Source organism: Natranaerobius thermophilus JW/NM-WN-LF (genome assembly GCF_000020005.1).
GTDB classification, from domain to species: Bacteria; Bacillota; Natranaerobiia; order Natranaerobiales; family Natranaerobiaceae; genus Natranaerobius; species Natranaerobius thermophilus.
In genome coordinates this window covers 1,543,276-1,567,649 of sequence record NC_010718.1, presented here as the reverse complement: position 1 = coordinate 1,567,649, position 24,374 = coordinate 1,543,276, and the positions used below count along the sequence as shown (strand labels likewise).

Genomic DNA, 24,374 nt, shown 5'->3' with positions numbered 1-24,374 from the left:
ACCTGGTATGATATCATGTTAGACTATCCTCAAATATCTCTCCGTACAAATTCCAACTGTGTCCTCGAGTAATTTTAACATCAACTAGTTCCCCAATTAGCTCTTTATCGCCTGGAAAGTGTACTAATTTATCCGTTCTCGTCCTGCCGGACAGCATATCCTCGTTATTTTTACTGACACCCTCCACAAGAATTCTTTGAACGGTATTCTCTAAATCTTTATTTCTCTGTTCTGATATTTCTTGTTGTACCGAAATCAACTTTTGGATTCGTCCTTTTTTTGTTTGTTCATCAACTTGTTCAGCCATTTCTGCGGCTGGTGTACCACTTCTTTTAGAATACACGAATGTAAAAGCACTATCAAATTTCACATTTTGAACTAGGTCAAGGGTTTCTTGAAAATCTTCTTCCTCTTCCCCGGGATAACCTACAATTATATCTGTAGTTATACTAGCATTGGGGAGTTCAGCTCTGATATCATTGACAATATCTACGTAATGTTCTCGAGTATATCCACGGCCCATCTTTTTAAGTATTTTATTACTTCCAGCTTGTACTGGTAAATGAAAATGCTCACAGATCTTGTTTGATTCTTTTAGCGTAGTAATTAATTCTTTATCAAAATCCTTGGGATGACTAGTCATAAACCGGATCCGTTCTATGCCTTCAATTTTAGACAGTTCTTCCAGTAAATTAGTAAAGCTAATATTCTGATCCAAATCTTTACCATAGCTATTAACATTTTGGCCTAAAAGAGTTATTTCTTTTAACCCCTCTTTAGCTAGCTTTTCCACTTCGTATTTAATATGTTCTGGATCACGACTTCTTTGCTGTCCTCGGACATATGGTACTATACAGTATTTACAATAATTATCGCAACCGTAACTGATTACTACCCATGCCTTAATAGAATCTTCCCTTTTATGAGGCAAGTTTTCAAATACCTGACTATCGTCTTGAGAAATTTCTTTAACACGTTTCCCTTTTTGCATGACATGTTCGAGCAGCTGAGGGAATCTATTTATATTATGAGTACCAAAAATTATATCCACATGGGTGAAATCACGATAAATTTTATTGGCTACATGCTCCTGCTGAACCATGCATCCTCCAATGGCTATCTTCATATCGGGTTTGTTTTCTTTTAAATATCTTAGAGTTCCGATTTTGCCCAAAACCTTTTGTTCCGCTTTTTCTCTAACCGCACATGTATTTATAATTAATAGATCCGCCTCTTCTTCAGAGGCAGCCTTTTCAAATCCCATTTGATCTAACATTCCTGCCAAAACTTCAGAATCATGTTCGTTCATCTGACAACCGAATGTCAAAGTATAAAATTTTTTTCCATTTCCTAGTTGATAAAGTGTCATAATCTCACCTCCAGTATGATTATAGCATTTTTATATTATATCAAAAAAGGAATGAAAAAACATTAATCCTGTAAACACTATAACTGAATCCAAAATTAATAATCAAAATATTAGTATTTAGTTTTCGTTGGAGGTGCTTATTTATCGATCATATCTGCCCAGTTTGTAATGGGTTAGTTGTTCTAGAAGAATACTGCCCCAACTGTCGTGAAATTATGGAAGAAGGTTCAAAACCTATCGAGGATTTAGACCCCTATGCACCTTATGAGTATCAAGAACCACAACAAGTTAAGCTAGATAATTCAGAAGTAAAACATGATTCCAATGATTGTCTACATCAAGTGATCTGTCCTAATTGCGAATCTACTTGGCATGTTTCCATCAATAAAATAAATTTATAATTCACTTATTGATCAGAATCCTCTAATTCGATTAAGTATTTTTCATCTCTTGATGGGTAAATATCCGTAGCTATATGTTCTTTGTCAACTTTTTCATCGTTTTTATATGTTAGTAACCAGACTTCTATCTGATAACCAAGTCTACCCCTTTGAAGTTCAGTGATTTCGTAGTTAGTATCTTCTATGTGTTCTTTGTCATCATTATTTGTGTTGGTTTCTTCAAGATCATTTTCTTCATTATCATAATCATTCTCATTCACATTTTCATCACTTTCATTGGTATCCAACAATTCCTGTTTTTCTTCTTGACTAATTTCCACCCGTTCACCATCATCTGTTTTTAAAAAATAGATGGTATCCGGGTGGATTTCTTGATAATCTTCCGTTCTTATCGTGTAATCATGGGATTCTTGGCTTCCGTAAATATCGACCCTCAATCTGTTTTCATCTACCAGGGTGGATATTAGAATTCCATTGTCCCTGTGATTTTCAAACACCAGGTCAAGATAGTCGTATGCTACTGCGGCATCTCTACCCAGGGAAACATATTCTACTGGTATGCCATGAGGAGACCTTTCTATTGGAATTATACCTGCCTTTAAAACAGAATTGTACAAAGTAGTAGAAACCTGACAAATACCTCCGCCTAAACCATCAACCAGTTCACCATCTATGATAACAGGGGCTTCTTGATAGCCCCTTTCTCTCGTTCTGGGACCTACGACTTCATTAAAAGATAATTTTTCTCCTGGCTCTAGTTTTTTGTTATCCAGCTTTTCAGAAGCAAGTTCAATATTAGTGACTCTTTGCTCATCATCTTCGTCGTAATGTGTTTCAAAGGTACTTATCAGGGTATCAATCCCCAATTCCTGTAATTCTTCTGTTAGTGTGTCGGGTTCCACAGTGGTAGTTGGAATTTCTATAACAAATTCAGCATCAGTAAAGCTTCTTAGATCTTGGCTTATTTGTTCGAGTAAGTAATTTAATTCAGATATAAATTTTGATTCATCGATTTCTTTTCCATTTTGATGGGGTTTTATAGAAACAGACTGGGCATATTTATTGACTTGATATTCAGCATCCTGAGGTTTCTGAGCAATCTCGTCTCTCAAATTACTAACAATACTTTTTGTTTTAGATTCATCAAGTTCATGTTCTAATTGGATTTCTTGATCTTGAGATATTTCAGCTAACAGCAGCTTTATCCCTTCAAAAAAGGATAATTCATCATTATCAAGGGCTTTATCAAAGGAAGCTTTAACCATCCAATCCATCCCGAGTTCATGAAAATTGTATTCCCACGTGTTTTCTTGGTGTTCTAAAATAATCTTTTGATCAGACATGTTTTCAAGCTCTTGTTCTAGCAATTTTTTTACCTGAGTATGACTTTTTTCACTTATATTAATCCCAGCAATTGAAATACCGGGAATAAAAGTGTTTTGATATCTGTACTGTTGATATCCTCCTAGGCCCAACATCATGAACATAAAAAATATCATAACAGGGATTACAATACTGATAAGCTTTTTAGACTTTTTGTCAAAATTGTCATAATACTTTTTAAACATATAAAACCACCCGGCTATAAAAATTCTACTCATAACATAATGTATAGCCAGGTGGTTATAACTATGCATATTATAATGATTTAATTTACAGCATGGCTAGTAATAAACCAGCGGCAATGGCTGAACCGATAACACCAGCCACATTAGGTCCCATCGCATGCATTAACAAGAAATTATTAGGATTGGCTTCTCTGCCCACGCTTTGTGAAACTCGTGCAGCCATGGGAACAGCGGACACTCCTGCAGAGCCAATCAATGGATTAATTTTACCTCCCGTTAACTTGCACATTAATTTTCCAAGTAATACCCCAACGGCAGTTCCTACTGCAAAAGCTCCTAAGCCCAGACCTATTATACCAATAGTTTGTAACCTTAAAAAACTACCAGCATCTGCTGTAGCTCCCACAGTTAGGCCTAAGAAAATGACTACTATGTTGTTTAATTCATTTTGAGCTGCATTACTTAATCTATCAGTAACTCCACACTCTTTTAATAGATTACCAAACATTAACATTCCAAGTAAAGGTATAGCTGAAGGAATCAAGAATGAAGTCAAAATGAACACAATAATGGGAAATAAGATTCGTTCTCTTTTGCTTACTGGTCTAAGCTGTTCCATAACTATTTGTCGTTCTTCTTCATTCGTTAGAGCTTTCATTATGGGTGGCTGGATTATTGGTACTAAGGCCATATATGCATAAGCGGCAATTGCAACAGATCCCAATAACTCAGGAGCCAATTGGCTTGTTAAGAAAATAGCAGTTGGACCATCTGCTCCCCCGATAATTCCTATAGAACCTGCCTCTTGAGGGGTGAAGCCTAACCCTAGTGCACCCAAGAAAGTAATGAAAATTCCAAATTGGGCGGCAGCTCCTAGTAAAAAGGTTTTGGGATTAGCTATTAAAGGACCAAAGTCCGTCATAGCCCCTACACCTAAGAAAATTAAGGGGGGATATACTCCCCAATCAACAGGTTGATATAAATAATACAATAATCCACCCGGGTCCATGATATCCCCTTGTGGAATATTAACTAGTAACATCCCGAAGCTGATAGGTACCAATAATAGGGGCTCATATCTTTTAGCAATAGCTAGGTATAATAAAAATAAGGCAATAACAATCATGATCAATTGATCAAAAGAGACATTGTAAAAGGCCGTCGTTTCTAAAAAATTTCCAATTTGCTCGAATACCACGATTATTCCCCCTCTCTACTCTAACACTATTAAAGTGTCGCCTGAATTCACCGTGGCCCCTTTGTTGACTCTAACTTCTTTAACTTTACCTGGGCTGTCTGCAGTTATTTCGTTTTCCATTTTCATTGCTTCCAAAATCATAACTACTTGACCTTTATCTACTTCGTCTCCTGAATTAACTTTTATATCAAGAACATTACCTGCTATTGGGGCTGTAATAGCCTCACCATCACCAGCCGGAGCACTATCTTGAGATTTATTTTCTGTCTGAGTTTCTTTTGGTTTAGATTGTACTTGACTTGGTTTCGCAGATTTTTCAGGGGTACTTTGACTAGGTTTCGATGGCGCCGGTCTACTATCTTGTGCGCCCGAAGTTGTTCCCTGGGAAGTAACTTCTTCCACTTCAACTTCATAAGTATTACCCTCAACATTTACTCGAAACTTCTTCATATCAAGGTCCTCCTTTTATTAAATTGAAGGATAACAATTTTAATTATAATTTTAATGTTTATTACTGGCCTGTAATTGTTCCTGACGACCAACAAATTTCCATCTAGAGTCTTCAGTTCCTTTTACCGGCCGGATACTGGTGATACGAAAACCGTGATCCGAGCTATCTGCCATGGCAAAAGAAACAGCTGCTGAAATAGCTGCAACTACCTGGGGCGAAATATCATCTTCAGCTTGGTGCATCTCTTGTTGTGAATCAACAGTAGTTTCACTGCCTTCCTTCGATCTAGAGAGGGTATCTTGCGAATCTCCCTCTGTTTTTTCATCAGGGCTGTCCCCTTTACTTTCAGGTTTGATTGCCTGAGGATTTATAAGTCTACTGAAACCGGCCATAACGAGGGATAATATCACCAGTGATAAAATCACCACTGAAAACCCTATAATAGTGATTTGAATTCCTTGATCAAAAGTATCCATATCCATAATCATCACATCCTTTGTCCCAGTATTTCAAAGCCCACTGAAAATTAAACAGGGATATTTCCATGTTTTTTAGATGGCCGTTGCTCTCTCTTGGTTTGTAATGTTTCTAGGGCATAGATTAATCTAGGTCGGGTTTCTTTTGGATCAATAATATCATCAACCCTACCTCTTGATGCAGCTACATAAGGATTAGCAAACTGTTCCCGATATTCGGAAATCTTTTCTTGTCGAGTATTTTCTGGATCATCGGAGTTTTCAATATCTTTTTTGAAAATTATATTTGCAGCCCCTTCAGGTCCCATAACAGCAATTTCGGCACTGGGATAGGCATAAACTACATCTGCCTGTAATGATTTAGAACACATGGCTAAGTAAGAGCCACCATAGGATTTTCTAAGAATGACAGTAATCTTAGGAACAGTAGCTTCAGAATAGGCATACAATAGTTTGGCACCATGGCGAATAATACCACCATGCTCTTGATCCGTTCCCGGTAAATAACCCGGTACATCTTGGAAAGTTACAATAGGGATATTAAAGGAGTCACAGAAACGGATAAATCTGGATGCTTTGTCCGAGGCATTAATATCCAAACAACCAGCCAGATGAGCAGGTTGATTTGCTATAATACCTACCGTCCGGCCATTCAAACGCGAAAATCCAATTATTATGTTTTGGGCATAACTTTCTTGAATTTCAAAGAAATAGCCATCATCTGTAATTCTGGTAATAACGTCTCGTACATCATAAGGTTTATTAGGATTTTCCGGGATTATATCTTTTAAATCTTCTTCTTTGCGGTTGGGATCATCACTAGGCTCCACAGCTGGTGGATCTTCAGCATTATTTGATGGAATAAAGCTAAGCAATTCCCGGATTTGTGCCAGACAGTCTTCATCATTATCAGCAGCAAAATGACCCACACCGCTTTTTGAATTATGGGTATCGGCACCGCCTAGCTCTTCAAAAGACACCTCTTCACCAGTAACTGTTTTAATTACTTGGGGGCCTGTAATAAACATTTGACTGGTGTCTCTTACCATAAACACAAAGTCTGTCAAGGCTGGTGAGTATACAGCCCCTCCAGCACAAGGACCCATAATTGCGGAAATTTGCGGTATAACTCCGGAATAAATAGTGTTTCGGTAGAAAATATTGCCATAACCTTTAAGCGCATCTACCCCTTCTTGAATACGGGCCCCTCCAGAATCATTTAAACCGATGAAAGGAGCACCTACTTTAGCAGCCCGATCCATGGCATCACATATTTTATACGCATGCATTTCACCCAAAGTTCCACCAAGAACTGTAAAGTCTTGAGCAAAAACGTAGACTAAACGCCCATCTACAGTTCCGTATCCAGTAACAACTCCTTCACCAGGAGCTTCTTTTTTGTCCATTCCCAATTGGGTTTGTCGATGCTTGACAAAGGCGTTCAATTCGACAAAACTTCCATTATCTAGAAAGTTTTCTATGCGCTCTCGAGCTGTTAATTTTCCTTTTTCATGCTGTTTAGCGATCCGTTTTTCTCCTCCGCCTTTAGATATCTTTTCTTTTTCTTCCTGTAACATTTCCAATTTGTCTTTATCATTAGTTGCCATATGGATGACCTCCTTAATTGGGGTTATTCTTCACGCTCGCAAAGCTCTATTAAAGTGCCACCCGTACTTTTTGGATGTACAAAGGCAATCTTTGCCCCACCTGCACCATATCTTGGCTTTTCATCAATCAGCTTAACACCTTTTGATTTTAAGTCTTCCAAGCTTTGTTCTATGTCGTCCACGCGAAGGGCTATATGTTGGACACCAGCACCTTTTTTCTCAATAAACTTATTTATGGGGCTGTCTTCTGTAGTCCCCTCCAGTAATTCCAATTTTGTATCACCTACAGGTAAGAAAGCCACTTTGACTTTTTGTTCGGAAACCTCTTCCGTGCCGGTAGCTTCAATTTGTAATTGATTTTCATAAAAGTCCAGGGCTTCTTGCAGATCTTTCACTGCAATACCAATATGATCTAGTTTATCAATCATGAAGATACCTCCTTATTATCCACATTTTTCTCTATAAAGTCAATAATTTCCTGACTAGTAGTACCTGGAGTAAATACTTCTGCTACTCCTTGTTCTTTCAGATAAGGGATATCTTCTTCAGGAATAATCCCCCCTCCTAAGACCAAGACATCTTCTGCACCTTCATCCTTCAACATAGATACAATCTGGGGAAATAACTCATTATGAGCACCGGATAAGCAGCTTAATGCCAAAACTTGAGCATCTTCCTGTAATGTAATAGATGCTATTTGTTCTGGAGTTTGTCTAAGCCCAGTATAAATTACTTCCATTCCTGCATCTCTTAAGGCTCTTGCGATAAATTTCGCACCTCTATCATGTCCATCTAAACCTGGTTTTGCCACAACCACTCTTTTGGGAGACAAGTTAACATAACCTCCTTTTATGTTATGTTTTAATTAAACTGGTAATTTTAGATATAGCTGTCAGCTTCATATTCTCCAAATACTTCTCGTAAAGCTCCACAAATTTCGCCAAGGGTAGCATATTCTTTAACTGCATCGATGATATACGGCATTAGATTGTCATCACCATTGGCAGCTTTCTTTAATTCACTCAATTTGTTTTCAACTGTATCATTATCTCGTTTATCGCGCAGATCTTTTAATCTTTTACGCTGATCATCTGCCACACTTTGATCAACTTTATGAGTTGTCAGGTCAAACTCTTCTTCAACCTGATATTTGTTAAGTCCCACAATTATCTGTTCTTCTTCTTCGACAGATTTTTGCCATTCATAGGCGCTGTATTGTATTTCTTTCTGGATAAATCCTTGTTCAATGGCTTTAGGAGCACCACCTAAATCATCTATCTTATCAATTAATTTTTGAGCTTCTTCTTCTAATTGATTAGTAAGGGATTCAACATAGTAACTACCACCTATTGGATCAACAGTATCTGCTACACCACTTTCATTTGCGATAATCTGCTGAGTTCTTAAAGCTATTTGCACAGATTCTTCTGTGGGAAGTGATAGAGCTTCATCCCTTGAATTGGTATGTAGTGATTGAGTGCCACCTAATACTGCAGCTAGAGCCTGTAGAGTTACTCTAACAATATTGTTATTTGGTTGCTGAGCTGTTAAAGTACAACCAGCCGTTTGAGTGTGAAATCTCATTTTCATACTCTTGGGGTTTTGGGCGCCATATCGTTCTTTCATTAGCTTGGCCCATAGTCTTCTTGCAGCACGGAACTTAGCAATTTCTTCAAAGAAGTCCAGGTGAGAGTTGAAGAAAAATGACAATCTAGGGGCAAATTCATCAATATCCAAACCACTCTCTAAGGCGGCATCTACATAAGCCAAGCCATTTGCGATAGTAAAGGCGATCTCCTGTATAGCATTACTTCCCGCTTCCCTTATATGGTAACCGCTAATACTAATGGTATTCCATCTTGGAACTTCTTTACTGCAATATTTAATAATATCTGTAATTAGCCGCATTGAAGGTTCTGGCGGGAATATATATGTCCCTCGGGCCACATATTCCTTTAAAATGTCATTTTGAATGGTACCTGCTAATTTTTCCTTAGGAATACCTTGTTTTTCACCAATGGCTATATACATTGCTAATAAGACCGCAGCCGGTGCGTTAATAGTCATTGATGTACTGACTTTGTCTAGGGGTATCTGATCTAAAAGTATTTCCATATCTTCAAGAGAATCTACGGCAACTCCAACTTTACCCACTTCACCTTGCGCCATGGCATGATCAGAATCATAACCGATCTGTGTTGGCAAATCAAAGGCCACGCTCAATCCAGTTTGCCCCTGATCTAATAAATATCTAAAACGTTTATTAGTTTCCCGGGCTGAGGCAAAACCTGCGTACTGGCGCATGGTCCAGAAACGTCCCCTGTACATTGTTGGCTGGACACCTCTTGTAAAGGGATACTCGCCTGGGAAACCTAGATCTTCTGAATAATCTGTATCTTCATTTAAAGGGGTATAAACTGGGTCAACTGGTATATTGGAGACAGTGGTGAATTCTTCTTTTCGTTCAGGAAAACGATCCAAAGCTTTTTTTAAGGTTCCGTCTTTCCAGTTTTGGTACTGTTGTTCAAGTTCTTTTTGATCCCTCTTATTAGTGGTCAAAAAGATCCCTCCTGTTTAGATGATTTTACGAAAGTTCAATTACAAAAAATTTCTTAAATTAACCTAATTTCAGTCTACCAAGATTAAACAAAATTAGTTTAACCATCCTCGAATTTTCATAGCATTAGCCAATCTTTGAATAGCTACTAGATAAGCAGCTGTCCTCATGTGTACTCCATATCCTTCTCTGGCTTTAAAGCAGTTTTTGAATGCACTGACCATCATCTCTTCCATTCTATTATTCACTTCATCTTCCGTCCAGTAGAAATTCTGTAAGTTTTGTACCCATTCGAAGTAACTAACTGTCACGCCACCAGCGTTAGCTAATATATCTGGTATTGTTAGTATACCATTTTCATACAATATTTTATCAGCATCTGGTGTAGTAGGTCCATTGGCTGCTTCAGAAATAATTTTAGCTTTAATTTGCCCTGCATTAGCTTGAGTAATTTGGTTTTCCAAAGCTGCAGGGATTAAAATATCACAATCTGCAGTCAATAGTTCGTCATTAGTAACATGCTCTGAGCCAGGATAATCTTTTACAGATCCAGTCTCCTCCTTAAAGTTTTCTAAATCATAAGGGTTAATTCCTTCTTTATTATATACTCCTGCGATTGAATCGTTGGTGCCAACTATAGTAGCTCCCATATCGTGTAGTAGTTTAGCTGCGATCCGTCCAGCATTCCCGAATCCTTGAACTACAACTCTCATATCTTCCATGTTCCAATCCATTTCTTTAACAGCTTCCCTGGTTACATAAACGCAACCACGACCCGTAGCTTCACTTCTACCTTTAGAACCTCCGACTATGATTGGCTTTCCTGTAATTAAGCCAAAGTTATTATATCCTCTTACATTACTAAATTCGTCCATCATCCAGGCCATTACCTGGGGATTAGTATAAACATCCGGGGCCGGAATATCTTTTTCAGGCCCTACAAAGTTTGCTATTTTTTTAATGAAACCACGGCTGAGCCGTTCCATTTCCCGCTGGCTCAGATCCTTAGGGTTACATTCAACTCCACCTTTGGCGCCACCATAAGGAACTCCTACCACGGCACATTTAAAGGTCATCCACATTGATAAGGCTTTGGACTCATCCATTTCTACAGTTGGATGAAATCTAAGACCACCTTTGTATGGTCCTAAAACGTCACAGTGCTGTGATCTTAGGCCTCTGAAAACTTTTATTGAACCATCATCCATTTTGATGGGGAAAGATACTTCTAATACATTTTGAGGCTGTTTCAGGATTTCATATACAGTAAAGTCAACCCCTAACATTTCCACGGCTTCTTTTATTTGCCTCTGGACAATGTGATAAATGTTTAGGTTTTCAGACATTTAAATCTCCTCCTTAAAATATTTAAATATATTTAGTTATCCTTTTCTTTTGCTAGCTGATAGCCTTTTTGAAAGGCTTCCCAGTTAAGTTCCTCGGTTCCCTGAGGAACATAATTTGAAATTGCTTCTTTCATATGATCATGGGAGACGACTTGAGTGAAATAAACAGTAGCACCTAGAGCCACCATATTGGCAACAATTTTTCTTTTAAGTTCCTTCTCGGCAGTTTCAAGAAAAGGTAAGGTATACAAATCAAGGTTAGACAGGTCACTGTCATCCACATTTAATTGGCTATCCACAAGCACTTTACAATCAGAAGATATATCTTCTTTATATTTATAAAATGCCTCTTCCGTTAAAGTAAGTAAAAAGTTAGGACTTGTAACTTCAGGATAATCGATCTCATCGTCACTGATGACAACTTCCGCTTTACTTGCACCACCTCTAGCTTCTGGACCATAACTTTGAGTTTGAATTACGTTTTTTCCTTGTTTTGTGGCAGCAGAAGCTAAAATGATACCTGATAAAATTAGTCCTTGGCCACCTGAACCACTTAATCTTAGCTCCCATCTACTCATACTCTCAACTCCTTTTCTGTACATTTTTGACCATTTCCGCATACCTGTCAGTGTATTCTGGGATGGAATCGTCACGGAAGAGTTCACCTAGTACAATTTTACCCTCTTTCTTTTCTTCCGGAAGTTTATCATAAGCCTTGACACTGACAGAGTTATCTTTTTGCCATTTCAACATATCAATAGCCGATTTTAAATTATTTCTTCTACCGTAATATGTGGGACACTGGCTTAAAGCTTCTACAAAGGAAAAGCCATTATGACTGAGGGCTCCTGAAACAAGCTGTATTAATTGTTTAGTATTAAAGGTGGCTCCCCGACCTACGAAAGTGGCTCCTGCTGATTTCACCATATTGCAGAGGTCAAAAGACTTTTCTACATTTCCGTAGGGGGAAGTGGTTGCTATGGCATCTGTCGGAGTCATTGGAGAATACTGTCCACTAGTCATTCCGTAAATATTATTGTTAAAGACAATTGTGGTAATATTTATATTTCTCCGAGCAGCATGGATTAAATGATTTCCACCAATGGCCGCACTATCTCCATCACCAGTAAGAACTATCACATTCAAATCTGGATTGGAGTGTTTCACACCTGTGGCAAAGGCTAAAGCCCTGCCGTGAGTAGTATGAAGAGTGTTGAAATTCAGATAACCTGGTGCCCGGGAAGAACAGCCGATTCCTGAAACAATTACCGTGTTTTCCTGTTTTAGGCCAACTTCGTGGATGCCCCTTATTAAACTATTTAAAATAATTCCGTGCCCGCAACCTGGACACCAAATATGTGGTATTTTATCCAGGCGCAGATATTTTCTAAGATGAGTGCTCATTATCCTTCCTCCCTTTCTACAGTGCTAATTATTTCCTGTGGAGTAATCAAGTGAGTATCTACTCGATTTACTCCCTCTACTTGTTGATCGGTACCGACACATTTTTCAACTTCACCGACAATTTGTCCCATATTCATTTCAGGTACGATCACTCTTTCAACGCCTTGAAGCTGTTCTTTTAGTTGATCGTAAGGGAAAGGCCAAATTGTTTGCAGTCTAATATGACCAACTTGATTACCTTTAGCTCTAAGTTCTTTGCAAGCACTCTTCGTAGATCTGGCGACAGAACCATATGAAACAAGCACAGTGTTGGCATTTTCCGGTACATCAATTTCTATATCTATAATTTCATCAGCATTCTGTTCGACTTTGTTAACTAATCTCCTTACCAGACTATCTACTACCTGGGTATTCAAATTGGGAAAACCTGTTTTATCATGATGTAGGCCGGTCACATGATATAAACTTCCTTCTCCGAAGTTTTCCATGGGAGGTATTCCATCACTTTCAGCATCAAAGGGCATATAATCACTTTTATTATCACTTTTCTTTCTATTAATAAGTTCAATTTCATCTTCAGGGGGAAGAACTACGTTTTCCCGTAAATGACCTACAACTTCATCCAATAAAAGTATTACTGGAGTTCTAAACTTCTCTGCTAGATTAAAAGCTTTAATTGTCATGTCAAAGGTTTCTCGTACTGAAGACGGTGCTAAAGCAATTGTGGGATGATCACCATGAGTCCCCCATTTAGCTTGCATCACATCTCCTTGAGAAGGTGCCGTAGGCCCTCCAGTACTTGGACCACTCCTTTGCACGTTAATTACAACACAGGGAACTTCAGCCATACAAGCGTAACCGAGATTTTCCTGTTTTAAAGAAAATCCTGGACCACTGGTGGCAGTTACACTTTTAGCTCCTGTCAATGATGCTCCAACAATGGCTGCCATGCTACCAATTTCATCTTCCATTTGAATAAATTTTCCGCCAATTTTGGGTAATTCTTCTGCAAAGCCCTCAGCTACTTCTGATGAGGGAGTGATAGGATATCCTGCATAAAAAGTTGCTCCCGCTCTGAGAGCACCCTTTACACAAGCTTCATTCCCCTGCATTAATACTGCTTGATTATTTTTCATCCGACTCATCCTCCTTCTTAACAACTATGGCAAAATCAGGACAACGAAGTTCACATAAGCCGCATTTGATACATTCTTCTGGTTTTGTTACTTTAACCTTGCCTTTGTCATCGTAATCCAAAACTTTTTTAGGACAAAATTCAATACATATACCGCAGCCTTTACACCATTTGGGAGCGACTTTAACAGGCTCGGCAGTCTTCTTTGACATAGCATTCACCCCTAACTAACTTTTTGTTTTAAATCAACTAGTGTACTTTTCAAGAGATTTAATGAAGCCTGATCTGGTCTAAATATCACCTCCGTTATCTCTTGTTCTGGATCAGCATCAATAATATCTGCCACAACATGCTTTTTCCCAGGGCTGGTGACAACATAGTCCACATTATTCGTAAATTCAATAATTTCTTCTTTTGATTCAGTCATAATAAAATCTATTTTTACATGATCAATTCCTGCTTTTGTTAAAGAGTTCATAAATTTATGAGCGAAGTTTTCTGACTTGCATATCAAACCTACTCTTGAATTCGAGGGGACTCTGGCGATTTTCACAACAGTCTCCATCTGTAATTCCAAAGCTATAGGTAAAATCTCAGCTTCGATATCGTGTAAAGATTCTTTAATCTCTTCTAAATGGAAGAAAGTTGTGATAATTATATCTACCTGTGACAATTTATCCCGATAGGTGTCAGGATAATTTTTTAAATCAGAAACAAGAATAGGAATAATTGAAACACCTTTATCAAAATTCAATTCATTTACAAAGTAATGAAGTTGTTCTTGATTACATTCAACAAAGGCTATATTTAACTTAGTTAACATGTCCTGCTTCTCTCTTGCCCTAACGTGAGTTATGGCCAAAAAATCATCGATAGTAAAACCTAATTGTAGAGCTTCTTCAATGGAAACATCAATTATTTTTAATAAATGTTCTTTTCTACTCTGCTGTTTCAGCTTATCATCTTTCTCTGCAATGAAAGTTCCTCTTCCTTGATGACAAACAATCACACCATCACTTTCTAATTCTTTATAAGCCATGCTAACAGTATTTCTACTAACTTGAAGTCGTTCAGCCAGTTCACGTTCTGTCGGTAATTTCGTCCCACTAGTCCAGTATCCGAATTCAACGAATTTTTTGATATTTTCTTTTATTTGCAAATAATATGGAGTTCTGCTTTTTCGTTCCAATTTAAATTCCATTGTTTTCACCCACTTCAAAAATATATCTAAAATTGGACCAATCCAATTTATATAATGATATACAAGATTTAATTAAAAATACGATTGGCCACAGACTAAGTTTTGCCCATTCAATACTAGATTCTATTCGATTTCTTCTCTATTAATTAATGAAATCCTCCCTTAATTTTAAAATTTTTCATAAAAAAGACCAATGGATCAGTCCATTGGTCCAATAACTTTTTTTGACTCTTTGATCATTCGTTGATCATCTGAATCATTTTAGTAATTTCACTGCAATTTATCCCCTTTGTTCCTAAATCAACGGGAGGGTCTTCATAATCATGAAAATCCGATCCCCCTGTGATTATTAAGTTATTATTAATTATCTTATCTCGCCAACTAATTTCAAAACTAAAACTGTGGTATGGATGATAAAGTTCAATTCCTTGGATACCTACGTCAATGAGATGTTGAAAGGACTTTTCAGGATTTTTGGTAATACCTGGATGAGCCCAAACTGCAATTCCACCACCCTCACGAATCATATTTATAGCAATTTCTGGAGTCAACTTTTCCCTTTTCACATAAGCAGGCCTATCCTTGGCTAGATATTTTTCAAAGGCCTCACTAACGGATGAAACATATCCCTGTTTTACCATTTCCCTTGCAATATGAGGCCTTCCAATGGACCCCTCGACGGAATGTTGATACACTTTTTTTAATGATATAGGACATCGCATCTTAGTTAATTTATCGACAATCTTTGTGATTCTCTCTTCTCTGTACTCTCTAAGTTTATTTAAGGCATTGTGCAGCTGCTTGTTATTGACAGAATTAAAGTAACCAAGTATATGTAGCTCTTCATCGGCCAGATCTGTAGAAATTTCTATGGCCGGTATCAATGTAATCTTACTCCTTTTAAGCCTTTTATCAACTAATAACTTTTCAACTCCTAAAAACGTATCATGATCCGCTATTGCTATATAATCAATTTGCTTTTCTTCTGCCCTGTCAATAATTTCATGAGGATGAAGAACTCCGTCAGAAGCTGTTGTATGTATGTGTAGATCACCAAAGCATTTCATATAATCACCTCTAATGTCAATCCTCCGGTAATACCTCGTTTAATACCCTGAGCCAATTATCCCCTAAAACTTTCTGAATAGTAGTTTCACTAAGATTACATTTGCAAAGATATTCGGTGAGTTTAGGTAAATCGGCGGCTGTGTTTATTTCTTTGGGTGGATTGGATATTCCATCAAAGTCACTGCCTAGAGCCACATGATCCTCTCCTACTAGATTTATCATGTATTGTAAATGTTGAAATAATTCATCTAAGCCAGCTCTTTTCTGAGAGTTGGTGATGAAGTGGGATGCATAATTCAGACCTATAACTCCACCACTTTCAGCAATTTTTTTAAGCTGATTATCGTCTAAATTTCTTGGATGATTTAAAATTGAACTAGCATTTGAATGAGTTGCAACTACAGGTTCGTCATGAATTTCCAACACATGATTAAAACTATTTAAAGACAAATGGCTGACATCTACCATCATACCCAATCTACTCATTTCTCGAACTACTTGACAGCCAAAATCACTTAAACCACCGGCATACTTGCCTAAACTACAGCCATCTGCCAATTCATTTCGTCTATTCCACGTTAAAGTGATTCCCCTGATCCCCAATCGATAAAGAGCTCTTAATAGGTTTATATCACCTTCTAGGACTTCACCACCTTCTATGGTGAGTAAACCATATTTCTTTTGTGATCCATCATCAATGGCATTTCTTAAGTCTTTCTTAGTTTCAATCATAGAAAAGTTGGGACTATCTATAATATTGTTCCGAAATGTCTCTAATAAACGGACACAATTTTTAAAACCCGCATTAGGAAGAAATTGATCCTCTATAAATACAGCAAAAAACTGTAAATCAATCCCTCCTGTATCGATTTTAGGTAAGTCCATATGAACATTGTCATTACTGTAGAGAAAATCGAAATTCTCGTAACGGTCATAATTTAAAATAGTATCACTATGTCCATCGACAATAAAAGTTTTGTCATGAAGTGCTTGCCATTCCATTAGTATTCCACCCTTCCCTTAAGGTTTAAAATATTAAGCACTGGTTTTATTTAGACTGTAAAATTTTCAATTGAATTTTACAGTTATCAACATTCAACTTAAATACAGCTAATATTAAAAGAAAAAGCGCCACAAAGGCGCTTAATTTGACTAAAAACATAATTAAATTTCAATAACCTTAGCGAGGCTGAACTATTAGCTTAATAGCAGTTCTCTCTTCTCCATCAATCTCGATGTCTGTAAAAGCTGGAATTGAAATTAGATCAATACCGCTTGGAGCAACAAAGCCTCGCGCAATTGCAACAGCTTTTACAGCTTGATTGAGTGCCCCGGCTCCAATGGCTTGGATTTCCGCGCTATTTCTTTCTCTAATCACACCAGCCAAAGCACCTGCAACAGAGTTAGGATTTGAATTTGCTGAAACTTTTAATACTTCCATTGATCAAACCTCCTATAAGATATGTTATAGTATTTTTTCCTACGCTGAATTCATTTCTACAAAAACCTAAAAATTCCTTTTTTTTATCTAAAAAATTTAAAATTCATGTAAATCCTGGATACGCTCAATTTTTTTACAGATACCGTTATCAGAGTCCAAGTGAACTACCACACCATTAAATTGTACTTTCCCTTCGGCTACTTCAAATTTTGTAGGAATCCCCGTTATAAAATTATCAATTACTGCCTGAGACTCAACACCTAAAATAGATTCGTAAGGTCCAGTCATTCCTACATCGGTGATATATCCAGTCCCAGCTGGTAGTACTTGTTCATCAGCAGTTTGGATATGAGTATGAGTACCTATAATTGCAGATACTTTACCATCAAAATAACGTGCTAAGGCCATTTTTTCAGAAGTTGCTTCTGCATGAAAATCTATAATTATTATATTACAATCATGGGTAATTTTGTCAATAATTTCTTTTCCTTTTTGAAAGGGACAATCTATAGAAGACATAAAAACTCTTCCAGATAAATTGATGACACCGATATTAACTGAATTTGTTTCTATAATTTGATGACCATTTCCCGGATTACCAGGTGGAAAGTTAGCAGGTCTAATTATACTTCTCTCTTCGTCAATAAATTTAAAGATTTCTTTTTTATCCCAGATATGGTTACCCGAGGTTATTAGGTCAACTCCACTTTCTAATAAGCTATTCATAGCCTTTTTAGTGATTCCTTTGCCAGCTGCAGCATTCTCCCCATTAGCAATAGTAAAATCAATTTCATAGTTCTCCTGAATTTTAGGTAACAAATCTCTCAGGCAATATCTTCCAGGTCTACCAACTATATCCCCTATTATTAGCACTTTTACATCTTTCATATTCATATCCTCCTAAATCCTCCTAAAATAATCCAAATACAATAAGTGTCCCCGAAGGGACACTTATATATGCATGATTTATTTAGCATATTCTACAGCTCTGGTTTCTCTTATTACGGTTATTTTTATCTGTCCAGGATAGTCTAGTTCTGCTTCAATTTGTTTAGAAATATCACGTGCTAAGTTAATACTTGTTTCATCATCGGCCTGTTCGGGTTTAACCATAATTCTAACTTCCCGACCAGCTTGAATTGCATATGCTTTTTCAACACTTTTATAAGAGTCTGCTATCTCTTCTAATTTCTCAAGTCTCTTAATATAAGATTCTAGAGTTTCTCTTCTAGCACCTGGTCTAGCGGCTGAAATAGCATCAGCTGCTTGTACTAACACTGCTTCGATTGTTTCCGGTTCTTCATCACCGTGATGAGTTGCAATGGCATGTAATACATTAGATGATTCACCGTATTTTTTACCTAATTCGGCACCTATCGTGACATGAGGACCTTCATATTCATGATCTACAGCTTTACCAATATCGTGAAGTAACCCGGCTCTTTTGGCCGTATTTACATCGGTTCCCAACTCGTGAGCCATTACGCCACACAGGCGAGCAACTTCAATAGAGTGATTAAGGACATTTTGACCATAGCTGGTTCTGAATTTTAATCTTCCAAGTAATTTAATTAGCTCGGAATGTAATCCATGTACTCCTGTATCTAAGGTAGCTTGTTCACCTTCTTCTCTTATTTGCTCATCTACTTCTTTTTGAGCTTTTTCTACCATTTCCTCTATTCGAGCGGGATGAATACGCCCATCAGACACCAATTTCTCTAGTGCCAGTCTAGCAATTTCACGTCGGATGGGATCAAATCCTGATAGAATAACGGCTTCAGGTGTATCATCTATGATCAAATCAATACCAGTTAAAGTCTCTAATGTTCTGATATTACGGCCTTCTCGGCCTATGATTCTACCTTTCATTTCATCATTGGGCAATGAAACTACGGATACTGTAGACTCGGCTACATGGTCAACAGCACATCTTTGAATTGCTGTAGTAATAATTTCTCTGGCCTTTTTATCAGCCTCTTCCTTGGCACGGCTTTCCATCTCTTTAATCATCATAGCCGTTTCATGGCTTATGTCTTCCCTAACTCTATTCAATAGCATGTCTTTTGCTTCTTGAGTAGTTAGTCCAGACAAGTTTTCAAGTTCCTCTACCTGTTGTTGATAAATTTTCTCTAATTCTTGTTCCTTATTAGTGATTTTTTCGTCTTTTTGGGCAATCTCTTTTTCTTTTTGTTCTAATTGTTTCTGTTGTTTAGAAAGAGATTCTTCCTTTTGTTCTAGCTTTCTTTCAAATCTTTGGATTTCATTTCTTCTTTCACGAGTTTCCTTTTCAAGTTCATTTCTTTGAGTGTGGATTTCTTCTTTTGCCTCAAGAAGAGCTTCTCTTTTCATAGACTCTCCTTGCTTTTTGGCATCTTCGATGATTTTATCGGCAGCCTCCTCAGCGGAGGTTATTTTGGCTTCAGCGATCATTTTTCTCACTAAATAGCCGACTAATATTCCTGTTGCTCCTGCACCTACTACTGGTAACAGTATATTGATTAAACCGTTAATTTAACTCACCTCCTGCTTCTGCTGTATTGCTGAATTAATAACTAACACAGCTGTTTTCTTTATGTGAATTAAGAGATTAAGGCAGTCAGGAGGGCCAGCAAAGTATACATCTATTAAATTGTATCCCTATTTTCATCTTATGTCAAGAAAATACAACACTGCGAATGATTTCATAGGAAAAGCCTCTTCTTTCTAAGTATTTGGCTGCTTTAATTAAATCATCATGTTCTAAATCTTCTTGGGGATATTTTTTTTGGAAAGCCAACTGGGCCAAGCTTTGTTCATCTTCAAAGTATTGCGCTATCACTTGATCAATTATTTCACCAGAAATCCCCTTTTTAGCCAGCTCATACTTGAGCTTGTACGGTCCAATGGGATTGTTTGATAAAATAACTTTTTCTTCAGCAAAACTGTTAGCAAAGTATTCATCATCAATATATCCAAGCTCCATTAACCTATTTAAAACTACTTCTACGGTCCCTCGTGGATAATTTTTTTGCATTAAGTATTGAAAGATTTCTTTCTGTGATCTAGGACGAATAGATAGATATTTAAAACTTTGGTTTAAAGCTTGTTCATAGTGCTTGTTTTCATCACACATTTAAATCAGGCCTTGTTTGACTTGGTAGTTTTTTTGCCAGTAGTTTCTTTAGCATCTTTGTTAGAACTTTTGGTTTGTTCTTCACTTTCTTGACCTTGATCTTGTTGATTGTTGGTCCCTAAGTTATAATTGTCCAAAATCTGTAGTTCGATGGCCTCAGCTATATCAGGATTATCTCTTAGGTAATTTCTGGCATTTTCTTTACCCTGTCCTAAGCGGTCTTCTCCATAGGAATACCAAGGTCCACTCTTAGTGACAATATTTAATTCACTGGCTAAGTCCAAGATATTACTTTCCTTGGAAATCCCCTCACCATACATTATGTCAAATTCTGCTTTTTTAAATGGAGGTGCTACTTTGTTTTTAACTACTTTGCCCCTGGTTCTATTTCCAATAATGTCATTACCTTTTTTCAAAGATTCAATTCTTCTAACCTCTATCCTGACAGAAGAGTAGAACTTTAAAGCTCGTCCCCCCGGTGTAGTTTCAGGATTTCCAAACATAACTCCAACTTTTTCCCTAATCTGATTAATAAAGACGGCAGTAGTTCGTGACTTCCTAATAGAACCTGACAGTTTTCGCAGTGCCTGAGACATTAATCTAGCTTGTAAGCCTACATGAGAATCTCCCATTTCCCCTTCAATTTCGGCCTTGGGAACCAGAGCAGCCACAGAATCTACCACAATCACATCTATAGCCCCACTTCTTACTAGGGATTCAGCTATTTCTAAGGCCTGCTCGCCTGTATCTGGTTGTGAAACCAACAATTCGTCAATATTAACTCCCAAGTTACGAGCATAAGCAGGGTCTAATGCGTGTTCTGCATCAATAAAAGCGGCATTCCCACCGTTTTTCTGAGCTTCTGCTACCGCATGAAGGGCCACAGTTGTTTTACCAGAGGATTCTGGGCCGTAAACTTCAACCACCCTACCTCTAGGTAATCCTCCAATCCCTAATGCAATATCTAAAGATAATGCTCCTGTAGGAATAACTTCCACATTCATTTTAGCATTACTTTCTCCCAGTTTCATAATAGAACCTTTACCAAACTGCTTTTCTATCTGGGACAAAGCCATATCTAAAGCTTTTTGTTTTTCCATAAACTTCCCCTCCCGTTTCATTAAATTACTATCTCAGAAAAGCTGTGAAATTGAAATTTTACAGTTATCAACATTCAAGCTTAATTTTAATACAGTCTAAGGTATAGTTATTATTAAGGAGTTTACATGAATAATAGAAAATTCTACCTTTATAGTCAAATATCCTCCTTATATCACAATTTTATCGTAAATATTCTTCAACTACAAACCTTTCAACCCTATAACCTGATTCTAAATGTCTAACTTTAATCAGATCTGCAGCAATAGGCTGCTTATCAGCATTGAAATGAAGGACAACTAAACTATATGGAATATCACCACCCGCTTCAATCCCCCTAATTCCAGCAGCTCCAGTAGTTCCTGCATTAGAAACCAATATAGGATCGTCATTTTCAACTATTTCCACCTCGGGTAGATGAGTATGACCTGTTAGAATAGTCGGTGCGAGTTCAAGTTGTCTAGCAATATGAGGATGGTGAGCTCCAATTATATCAGGTTGTTCGCCAGATTCTTCCACGGTTTCAGCTAGTCTTTTTGCATAATCATCTAAAACTTCTTCACTTGGTACTTCCATAGCTGTTGATTCGGAAGCGGGGTCTGCAATCCCTGCAATTTTAAAATCTAAGATTTCCAGGATGGCTTGATCTTCTACCACATAAACATTATCTATCTCTCTCAGTCGTTGGATAACTTGAGGAGAATCATGGTTTCCTGGAATTAACACATAAGGAACCGGTAATCTTGAAACTTCTGAAGCTAATTCAGCTTCAATAGGTGAGCCATAATCGGTAATATCACCTGTATCAATTATCATGTCAATTCCGAAACTTGCCACCATCCTATCTACCAAGTCGTAACTTGCTGGATTGTTATGGATATCAGATATATGAAGAATTTGATACTCTCCCTCTATAAAATCGAAACCTTGTAATTCTTCAATTCTTTGAAAAAAAGTAAATAAATTTTCACTCAAGGCTTGTAACTGGGCAGAAACATCGTCTAAAGCTCTCAAACTATCTTCCACAACTCCCATCATCCAGGGAAATGCTTGTAGAGCCCCATCAAATTCAGGATTCTCAAAGGCCATGATATCGTATGTACCAAAGGTCATAGCCATAAGGATTCCAGTGACCAGCACAGCAAATCCAACACCTGTTAAAAGATATTTTGGAGTGCGGAACCCTCCTATGATAGCACCAACAAATCCCCCAATGACAGATAATACTAGCAATTTAGTCACAAAGGATCTTATGATTGAGTATACTTGACTCTCTATCTCTTCTACTAACTCTTCCTGAGGAGCTGTTGCAATTATATCAGATAATTGGTCTAAATCCATACTTTCTAAGTCAATTAATAACTTTACGGGAGGTAGGTGAGTTCTAGCACTAATTTCTCCTACCGGTGAAATATCAACTGTGGTCAAACCATGATCTAACAGTTGAAGCCTTAATTCCACCATAAAAGGACCTAAATTATATGTTGATGGACTTAAAAAAGTCACAAAAAGCAGACCTACAAAAGTTGTTATTAAGAACAGTTTAAGATAAATAGAAGTTTTTTTTCTAGTAGGATTGTTCATTATACGTTCACCTGCTTAATTATTTTGTATTATAAGTATCTTTATTTAGTCTGACAAAAATTTTCTCAATTCATTCAGTGATTGTATGACAGCTCCCTTTTTTATATCAGTTCTACCTCCTGGTAAAATTCTAGATAAATGTCTCTTCCCAGTACTCCCCACTATCACCGTATGGAACAATCCTACTCGTTCTCCTTCAGGTCCAGCATAACCTGTTATTCCCAAACCAATATCAGTGTTAAATTTTTCTCTTATTTGTTTTGCCAGTTCATAACTAGTTTCCTCACTGACGTGAGAGTATTTCTCAAGGACTTTTTGGCTAACAGTCAATGAATTCAACTTTGCATCTTCTGTATAGGCTACAACACCGCCATGAAATACATTGCTAGCGCCTGATACATCAGTTAACTTTCCTGCGATCAATCCCCCGGTCATAGATTCGGCTACTGCTAAAGACAATCCTTTGTCTTTTAAAGTATTCACAACAATCTCTTCTAATTTATCATCATCTCGTCCCCAGATAAAAGATGATAGTTTGTGTTGTAACATATTTTCTAATCGTTTTAACTGTTCTTCAGCAGTTATTTGGTTCTGGGAATAGGATTTTAAAATCAAATGTACTTGATGCCTTAGTGCTAAGGGGACTATCTCACAGTTAGGTATTTTAATTTCTTTGATTATTTCATCTACTTGAGATTCACCAATTCCAATCAATTTTATAATACTAGATTTGTAATATCCCTCTGCTGTAATATTTTTTATCAATCGTGGTTTTAGCTCGTTTAGAAAGACAGTTTTCATCTCCCTGGGTGGGCCAGGTAGCATAGCTACTATTTTATCTTCTTGTTCGATAAAAATTCCAGGAGCAGTGCCAATTTGATTAATTAATACTTCAGCACCTTCAGGTATATATGCTTGTTTTTTGTTATTTTCACTCATTCTTTTTTGTAAATGATCAAAAAAACTCTTAATCCTCTGATATTCATTTTCATCCAAAAGGAGGTTTAAATTTAAGGACCGAGATACGGCCTCCTTGGTAATATCATCTCTGGTAGGCCCGAGTCCCCCCGTCAAAATAATCACATCAGACCGGTTGAGGGAATTATTAAAAGCAGAAACTAAACTGTCAAAATCATCCCCTATGGTCTGCTGATATTTAACATTTATACCTATTTGAAATAATTGCTGTGATAAATATTGAGAATTTGTATTTAAAACATGGCCTTCTAATAATTCATCGCCTACTGATATTATTTCTCCTATCACTTGATCACCCACCTCTTGATATTTGATTGAATGCAATTACCTCTAATTATCATTTTAGACCTAAATTCCTTTGAATACAAGAAAGGAGCAGC

At 37.2% G+C, this 24,374-nt stretch carries 25 protein-coding genes; 1 reads left to right on the top strand and 24 read right to left on the bottom strand.

Going from position 1 to position 24,374, the window contains the following annotated elements:
* Nucleotides 1-13: 13 nt before the first annotated feature.
* Complete coding sequence (gene miaB / locus NTHER_RS07565; protein ID WP_012447950.1) at nt 14-1,369, bottom strand: tRNA (N6-isopentenyl adenosine(37)-C2)-methylthiotransferase MiaB; 1,356 nt, start codon at nt 1,367-1,369, stop codon at nt 14-16.
* Between the two features lie 215 nt (nt 1,370-1,584).
* Here miaB and NTHER_RS07560 point away from each other — a divergent pair, with 215 nt between their 5' ends.
* Nucleotides 1,585-1,770, top strand: coding sequence for a hypothetical protein (locus NTHER_RS07560; protein WP_012447949.1), 186 nt, complete (start codon nt 1,585-1,587; stop codon nt 1,768-1,770).
* Nucleotides 1,771-1,775: 5 nt separating this feature from the next.
* Here the strand turns inward: NTHER_RS07560 and NTHER_RS07555 are convergent, their stop codons facing one another.
* The 23 genes from NTHER_RS07555 to NTHER_RS07445 form a co-directional block, all read right to left on the bottom strand.
* Complete coding sequence (locus tag NTHER_RS07555) at nt 1,776-3,338, bottom strand: VanW family protein (protein WP_012447948.1); 1,563 nt, start codon at nt 3,336-3,338, stop codon at nt 1,776-1,778.
* 85 nt (nt 3,339-3,423) lie between these two features.
* A complete protein-coding gene (locus NTHER_RS07550; RefSeq protein WP_012447947.1) occupies nt 3,424-4,536 on the bottom strand; it encodes a sodium ion-translocating decarboxylase subunit beta in 1,113 nt (370 codons plus the stop codon).
* A 15-nt stretch (nt 4,537-4,551) separates the two neighbouring features.
* A complete protein-coding gene (locus tag NTHER_RS07545) occupies nt 4,552-4,986 on the bottom strand; it encodes a biotin/lipoyl-containing protein (RefSeq protein WP_012447946.1) in 435 nt (144 codons plus the stop codon).
* Nucleotides 4,987-5,037: 51 nt separating this feature from the next.
* Nucleotides 5,038-5,469, bottom strand: coding sequence for an OadG family protein (locus NTHER_RS07540; RefSeq protein WP_012447945.1), 432 nt, complete (start codon nt 5,467-5,469; stop codon nt 5,038-5,040).
* A gap of 44 nt (nt 5,470-5,513) precedes the next feature.
* Nucleotides 5,514-7,070 (bottom strand): acyl-CoA carboxylase subunit beta, encoded by a 1,557-nt coding sequence (locus tag NTHER_RS07535; RefSeq protein WP_012447944.1) that lies wholly within the window; start codon nt 7,068-7,070, stop codon nt 5,514-5,516.
* Between the two features lie 23 nt (nt 7,071-7,093).
* Nucleotides 7,094-7,498, bottom strand: coding sequence for a methylmalonyl-CoA epimerase (gene mce / locus NTHER_RS07530; protein ID WP_012447943.1), 405 nt, complete (start codon nt 7,496-7,498; stop codon nt 7,094-7,096).
* Nucleotides 7,495-7,902, bottom strand: a complete 408-nt coding sequence (locus NTHER_RS07525; protein WP_012447942.1) for a cobalamin B12-binding domain-containing protein — start codon at nt 7,900-7,902, stop codon at nt 7,495-7,497. The genes mce and NTHER_RS07525 overlap by 4 nt, the downstream gene beginning before the upstream one ends.
* A 47-nt stretch (nt 7,903-7,949) precedes the next feature.
* Nucleotides 7,950-9,629 carry an acyl-CoA mutase large subunit family protein gene (locus tag NTHER_RS07520; protein WP_012447941.1) on the bottom strand — a complete coding sequence of 560 codons (1,680 nt, stop codon included), beginning with the start codon at nt 9,627-9,629 and terminating at the stop codon, nt 7,950-7,952.
* Between the two features lie 93 nt (nt 9,630-9,722).
* Complete coding sequence (locus tag NTHER_RS07515; protein WP_012447940.1) at nt 9,723-10,973, bottom strand: Glu/Leu/Phe/Val family dehydrogenase; 1,251 nt, start codon at nt 10,971-10,973, stop codon at nt 9,723-9,725.
* A 32-nt stretch (nt 10,974-11,005) separates the two neighbouring features.
* A complete protein-coding gene (locus tag NTHER_RS07510; protein WP_012447939.1) occupies nt 11,006-11,551 on the bottom strand; it encodes a 2-oxoacid:acceptor oxidoreductase family protein in 546 nt (181 codons plus the stop codon).
* Nucleotides 11,552-11,555: 4 nt separating this feature from the next.
* Entirely contained in the window at nt 11,556-12,377 is an 822-nt protein-coding gene (locus NTHER_RS07505) for a 2-oxoacid:ferredoxin oxidoreductase subunit beta (RefSeq protein ID WP_012447938.1), read from the bottom strand.
* Complete coding sequence (locus tag NTHER_RS07500; protein ID WP_012447937.1) at nt 12,377-13,513, bottom strand: 2-oxoacid:acceptor oxidoreductase subunit alpha; 1,137 nt, start codon at nt 13,511-13,513, stop codon at nt 12,377-12,379. Before NTHER_RS07500 ends, NTHER_RS07505 begins: the two co-directional genes overlap by 1 nt.
* Complete coding sequence (locus tag NTHER_RS07495) at nt 13,503-13,724, bottom strand: 4Fe-4S dicluster domain-containing protein (protein ID WP_012447936.1); 222 nt, start codon at nt 13,722-13,724, stop codon at nt 13,503-13,505. Before NTHER_RS07495 ends, NTHER_RS07500 begins: the two co-directional genes overlap by 11 nt.
* Before the next feature lie 11 nt (nt 13,725-13,735).
* Nucleotides 13,736-14,713, bottom strand: a complete 978-nt coding sequence (locus tag NTHER_RS07490; protein WP_041366992.1) for a GntR family transcriptional regulator — start codon at nt 14,711-14,713, stop codon at nt 13,736-13,738.
* A gap of 236 nt (nt 14,714-14,949) precedes the next feature.
* Nucleotides 14,950-15,780, bottom strand: a complete 831-nt coding sequence (locus tag NTHER_RS07485) for a PHP domain-containing protein (protein WP_012447934.1) — start codon at nt 15,778-15,780, stop codon at nt 14,950-14,952.
* 16 nt (nt 15,781-15,796) lie between these two features.
* Entirely contained in the window at nt 15,797-16,783 is a 987-nt protein-coding gene (locus NTHER_RS07480) for a dipeptidase (RefSeq protein WP_012447933.1), read from the bottom strand.
* Between the two features lie 178 nt (nt 16,784-16,961).
* Nucleotides 16,962-17,222 (bottom strand): stage V sporulation protein S, encoded by a 261-nt coding sequence (locus NTHER_RS07475; RefSeq protein WP_012447932.1) that lies wholly within the window; start codon nt 17,220-17,222, stop codon nt 16,962-16,964.
* Between the two features lie 96 nt (nt 17,223-17,318).
* Nucleotides 17,319-18,110 carry a TIGR00282 family metallophosphoesterase gene (locus tag NTHER_RS07470; RefSeq protein WP_012447931.1) on the bottom strand — a complete coding sequence of 264 codons (792 nt, stop codon included), beginning with the start codon at nt 18,108-18,110 and terminating at the stop codon, nt 17,319-17,321.
* A gap of 78 nt (nt 18,111-18,188) precedes the next feature.
* The gene (rny, locus tag NTHER_RS07465) at nt 18,189-19,652 is read right to left on the bottom strand and encodes a ribonuclease Y (RefSeq protein WP_012447930.1); all 1,464 of its coding nucleotides are present in this window, start codon (nt 19,650-19,652) and stop codon (nt 18,189-18,191) included.
* Nucleotides 19,653-19,875: 223 nt separating this feature from the next.
* Complete coding sequence (locus NTHER_RS07460; RefSeq protein ID WP_012447929.1) at nt 19,876-20,334, bottom strand: regulatory protein RecX; 459 nt, start codon at nt 20,332-20,334, stop codon at nt 19,876-19,878.
* A 5-nt stretch (nt 20,335-20,339) separates the two neighbouring features.
* Nucleotides 20,340-21,434 carry a recombinase RecA gene (gene recA / locus NTHER_RS07455; protein ID WP_012447928.1) on the bottom strand — a complete coding sequence of 365 codons (1,095 nt, stop codon included), beginning with the start codon at nt 21,432-21,434 and terminating at the stop codon, nt 20,340-20,342.
* A gap of 181 nt (nt 21,435-21,615) precedes the next feature.
* The gene (locus tag NTHER_RS07450; RefSeq protein WP_012447927.1) at nt 21,616-23,016 is read right to left on the bottom strand and encodes a metallophosphoesterase family protein; all 1,401 of its coding nucleotides are present in this window, start codon (nt 23,014-23,016) and stop codon (nt 21,616-21,618) included.
* Nucleotides 23,017-23,061: 45 nt separating this feature from the next.
* Nucleotides 23,062-24,282: a competence/damage-inducible protein A gene (locus tag NTHER_RS07445; protein WP_012447926.1), complete on the bottom strand. Its 1,221-nt coding sequence runs from the start codon at nt 24,280-24,282 to the stop codon at nt 23,062-23,064.
* Between the last annotated feature and the right edge of the window lie 92 nt (nt 24,283-24,374).

What these genes read in the sequence shown, in the direction of transcription:
- NTHER_RS07450 (WP_012447927.1), bottom strand. Translation starts at nt 23,016, where the DNA reads ATGAACAATCCTACTAGAAAAAAAACTTCTATTTATCTTAAACTGTTC.
- miaB (WP_012447950.1), bottom strand. Translation starts at nt 1,369, where the DNA reads ATGACACTTTATCAACTAGGAAATGGAAAAAAATTTTATACTTTGACA.
- NTHER_RS07505 (WP_012447938.1), bottom strand. Translation starts at nt 12,377, where the DNA reads ATGAGCACTCATCTTAGAAAATATCTGCGCCTGGATAAAATACCACAT.
- NTHER_RS07560 (WP_012447949.1), top strand. Translation starts at nt 1,585, where the DNA reads ATGGAAGAAGGTTCAAAACCTATCGAGGATTTAGACCCCTATGCACCT.
- NTHER_RS07545 (WP_012447946.1), bottom strand. Translation starts at nt 4,986, where the DNA reads ATGAAGAAGTTTCGAGTAAATGTTGAGGGTAATACTTATGAAGTTGAA.
- NTHER_RS07470 (WP_012447931.1), bottom strand. Translation starts at nt 18,110, where the DNA reads ATGAAAGATGTAAAAGTGCTAATAATAGGGGATATAGTTGGTAGACCT.
- NTHER_RS07535 (WP_012447944.1), bottom strand. Translation starts at nt 7,070, where the DNA reads ATGGCAACTAATGATAAAGACAAATTGGAAATGTTACAGGAAGAAAAA.
- NTHER_RS07510 (WP_012447939.1), bottom strand. Translation starts at nt 11,551, where the DNA reads ATGAGTAGATGGGAGCTAAGATTAAGTGGTTCAGGTGGCCAAGGACTA.
- NTHER_RS07475 (WP_012447932.1), bottom strand. Translation starts at nt 17,222, where the DNA reads ATGGAAGTATTAAAAGTTTCAGCAAATTCAAATCCTAACTCTGTTGCA.
- NTHER_RS07460 (WP_012447929.1), bottom strand. Translation starts at nt 20,334, where the DNA reads ATGTGTGATGAAAACAAGCACTATGAACAAGCTTTAAACCAAAGTTTT.
- NTHER_RS07515 (WP_012447940.1), bottom strand. Translation starts at nt 10,973, where the DNA reads ATGTCTGAAAACCTAAACATTTATCACATTGTCCAGAGGCAAATAAAA.
- NTHER_RS07500 (WP_012447937.1), bottom strand. Translation starts at nt 13,513, where the DNA reads ATGAAAAATAATCAAGCAGTATTAATGCAGGGGAATGAAGCTTGTGTA.
- NTHER_RS07485 (WP_012447934.1), bottom strand. Translation starts at nt 15,780, where the DNA reads ATGAAATGCTTTGGTGATCTACACATACATACAACAGCTTCTGACGGA.
- recA (WP_012447928.1), bottom strand. Translation starts at nt 21,434, where the DNA reads ATGGAAAAACAAAAAGCTTTAGATATGGCTTTGTCCCAGATAGAAAAG.
- NTHER_RS07540 (WP_012447945.1), bottom strand. Translation starts at nt 5,469, where the DNA reads ATGGATATGGATACTTTTGATCAAGGAATTCAAATCACTATTATAGGG.
- rny (WP_012447930.1), bottom strand. Translation starts at nt 19,652, where the DNA reads ATGATCGCTGAAGCCAAAATAACCTCCGCTGAGGAGGCTGCCGATAAA.
- NTHER_RS07490 (WP_041366992.1), bottom strand. Translation starts at nt 14,713, where the DNA reads ATGGAATTTAAATTGGAACGAAAAAGCAGAACTCCATATTATTTGCAA.
- mce (WP_012447943.1), bottom strand. Translation starts at nt 7,498, where the DNA reads ATGATTGATAAACTAGATCATATTGGTATTGCAGTGAAAGATCTGCAA.
- NTHER_RS07495 (WP_012447936.1), bottom strand. Translation starts at nt 13,724, where the DNA reads ATGTCAAAGAAGACTGCCGAGCCTGTTAAAGTCGCTCCCAAATGGTGT.
- NTHER_RS07555 (WP_012447948.1), bottom strand. Translation starts at nt 3,338, where the DNA reads ATGTTTAAAAAGTATTATGACAATTTTGACAAAAAGTCTAAAAAGCTT.
- NTHER_RS07480 (WP_012447933.1), bottom strand. Translation starts at nt 16,783, where the DNA reads ATGGAATGGCAAGCACTTCATGACAAAACTTTTATTGTCGATGGACAT.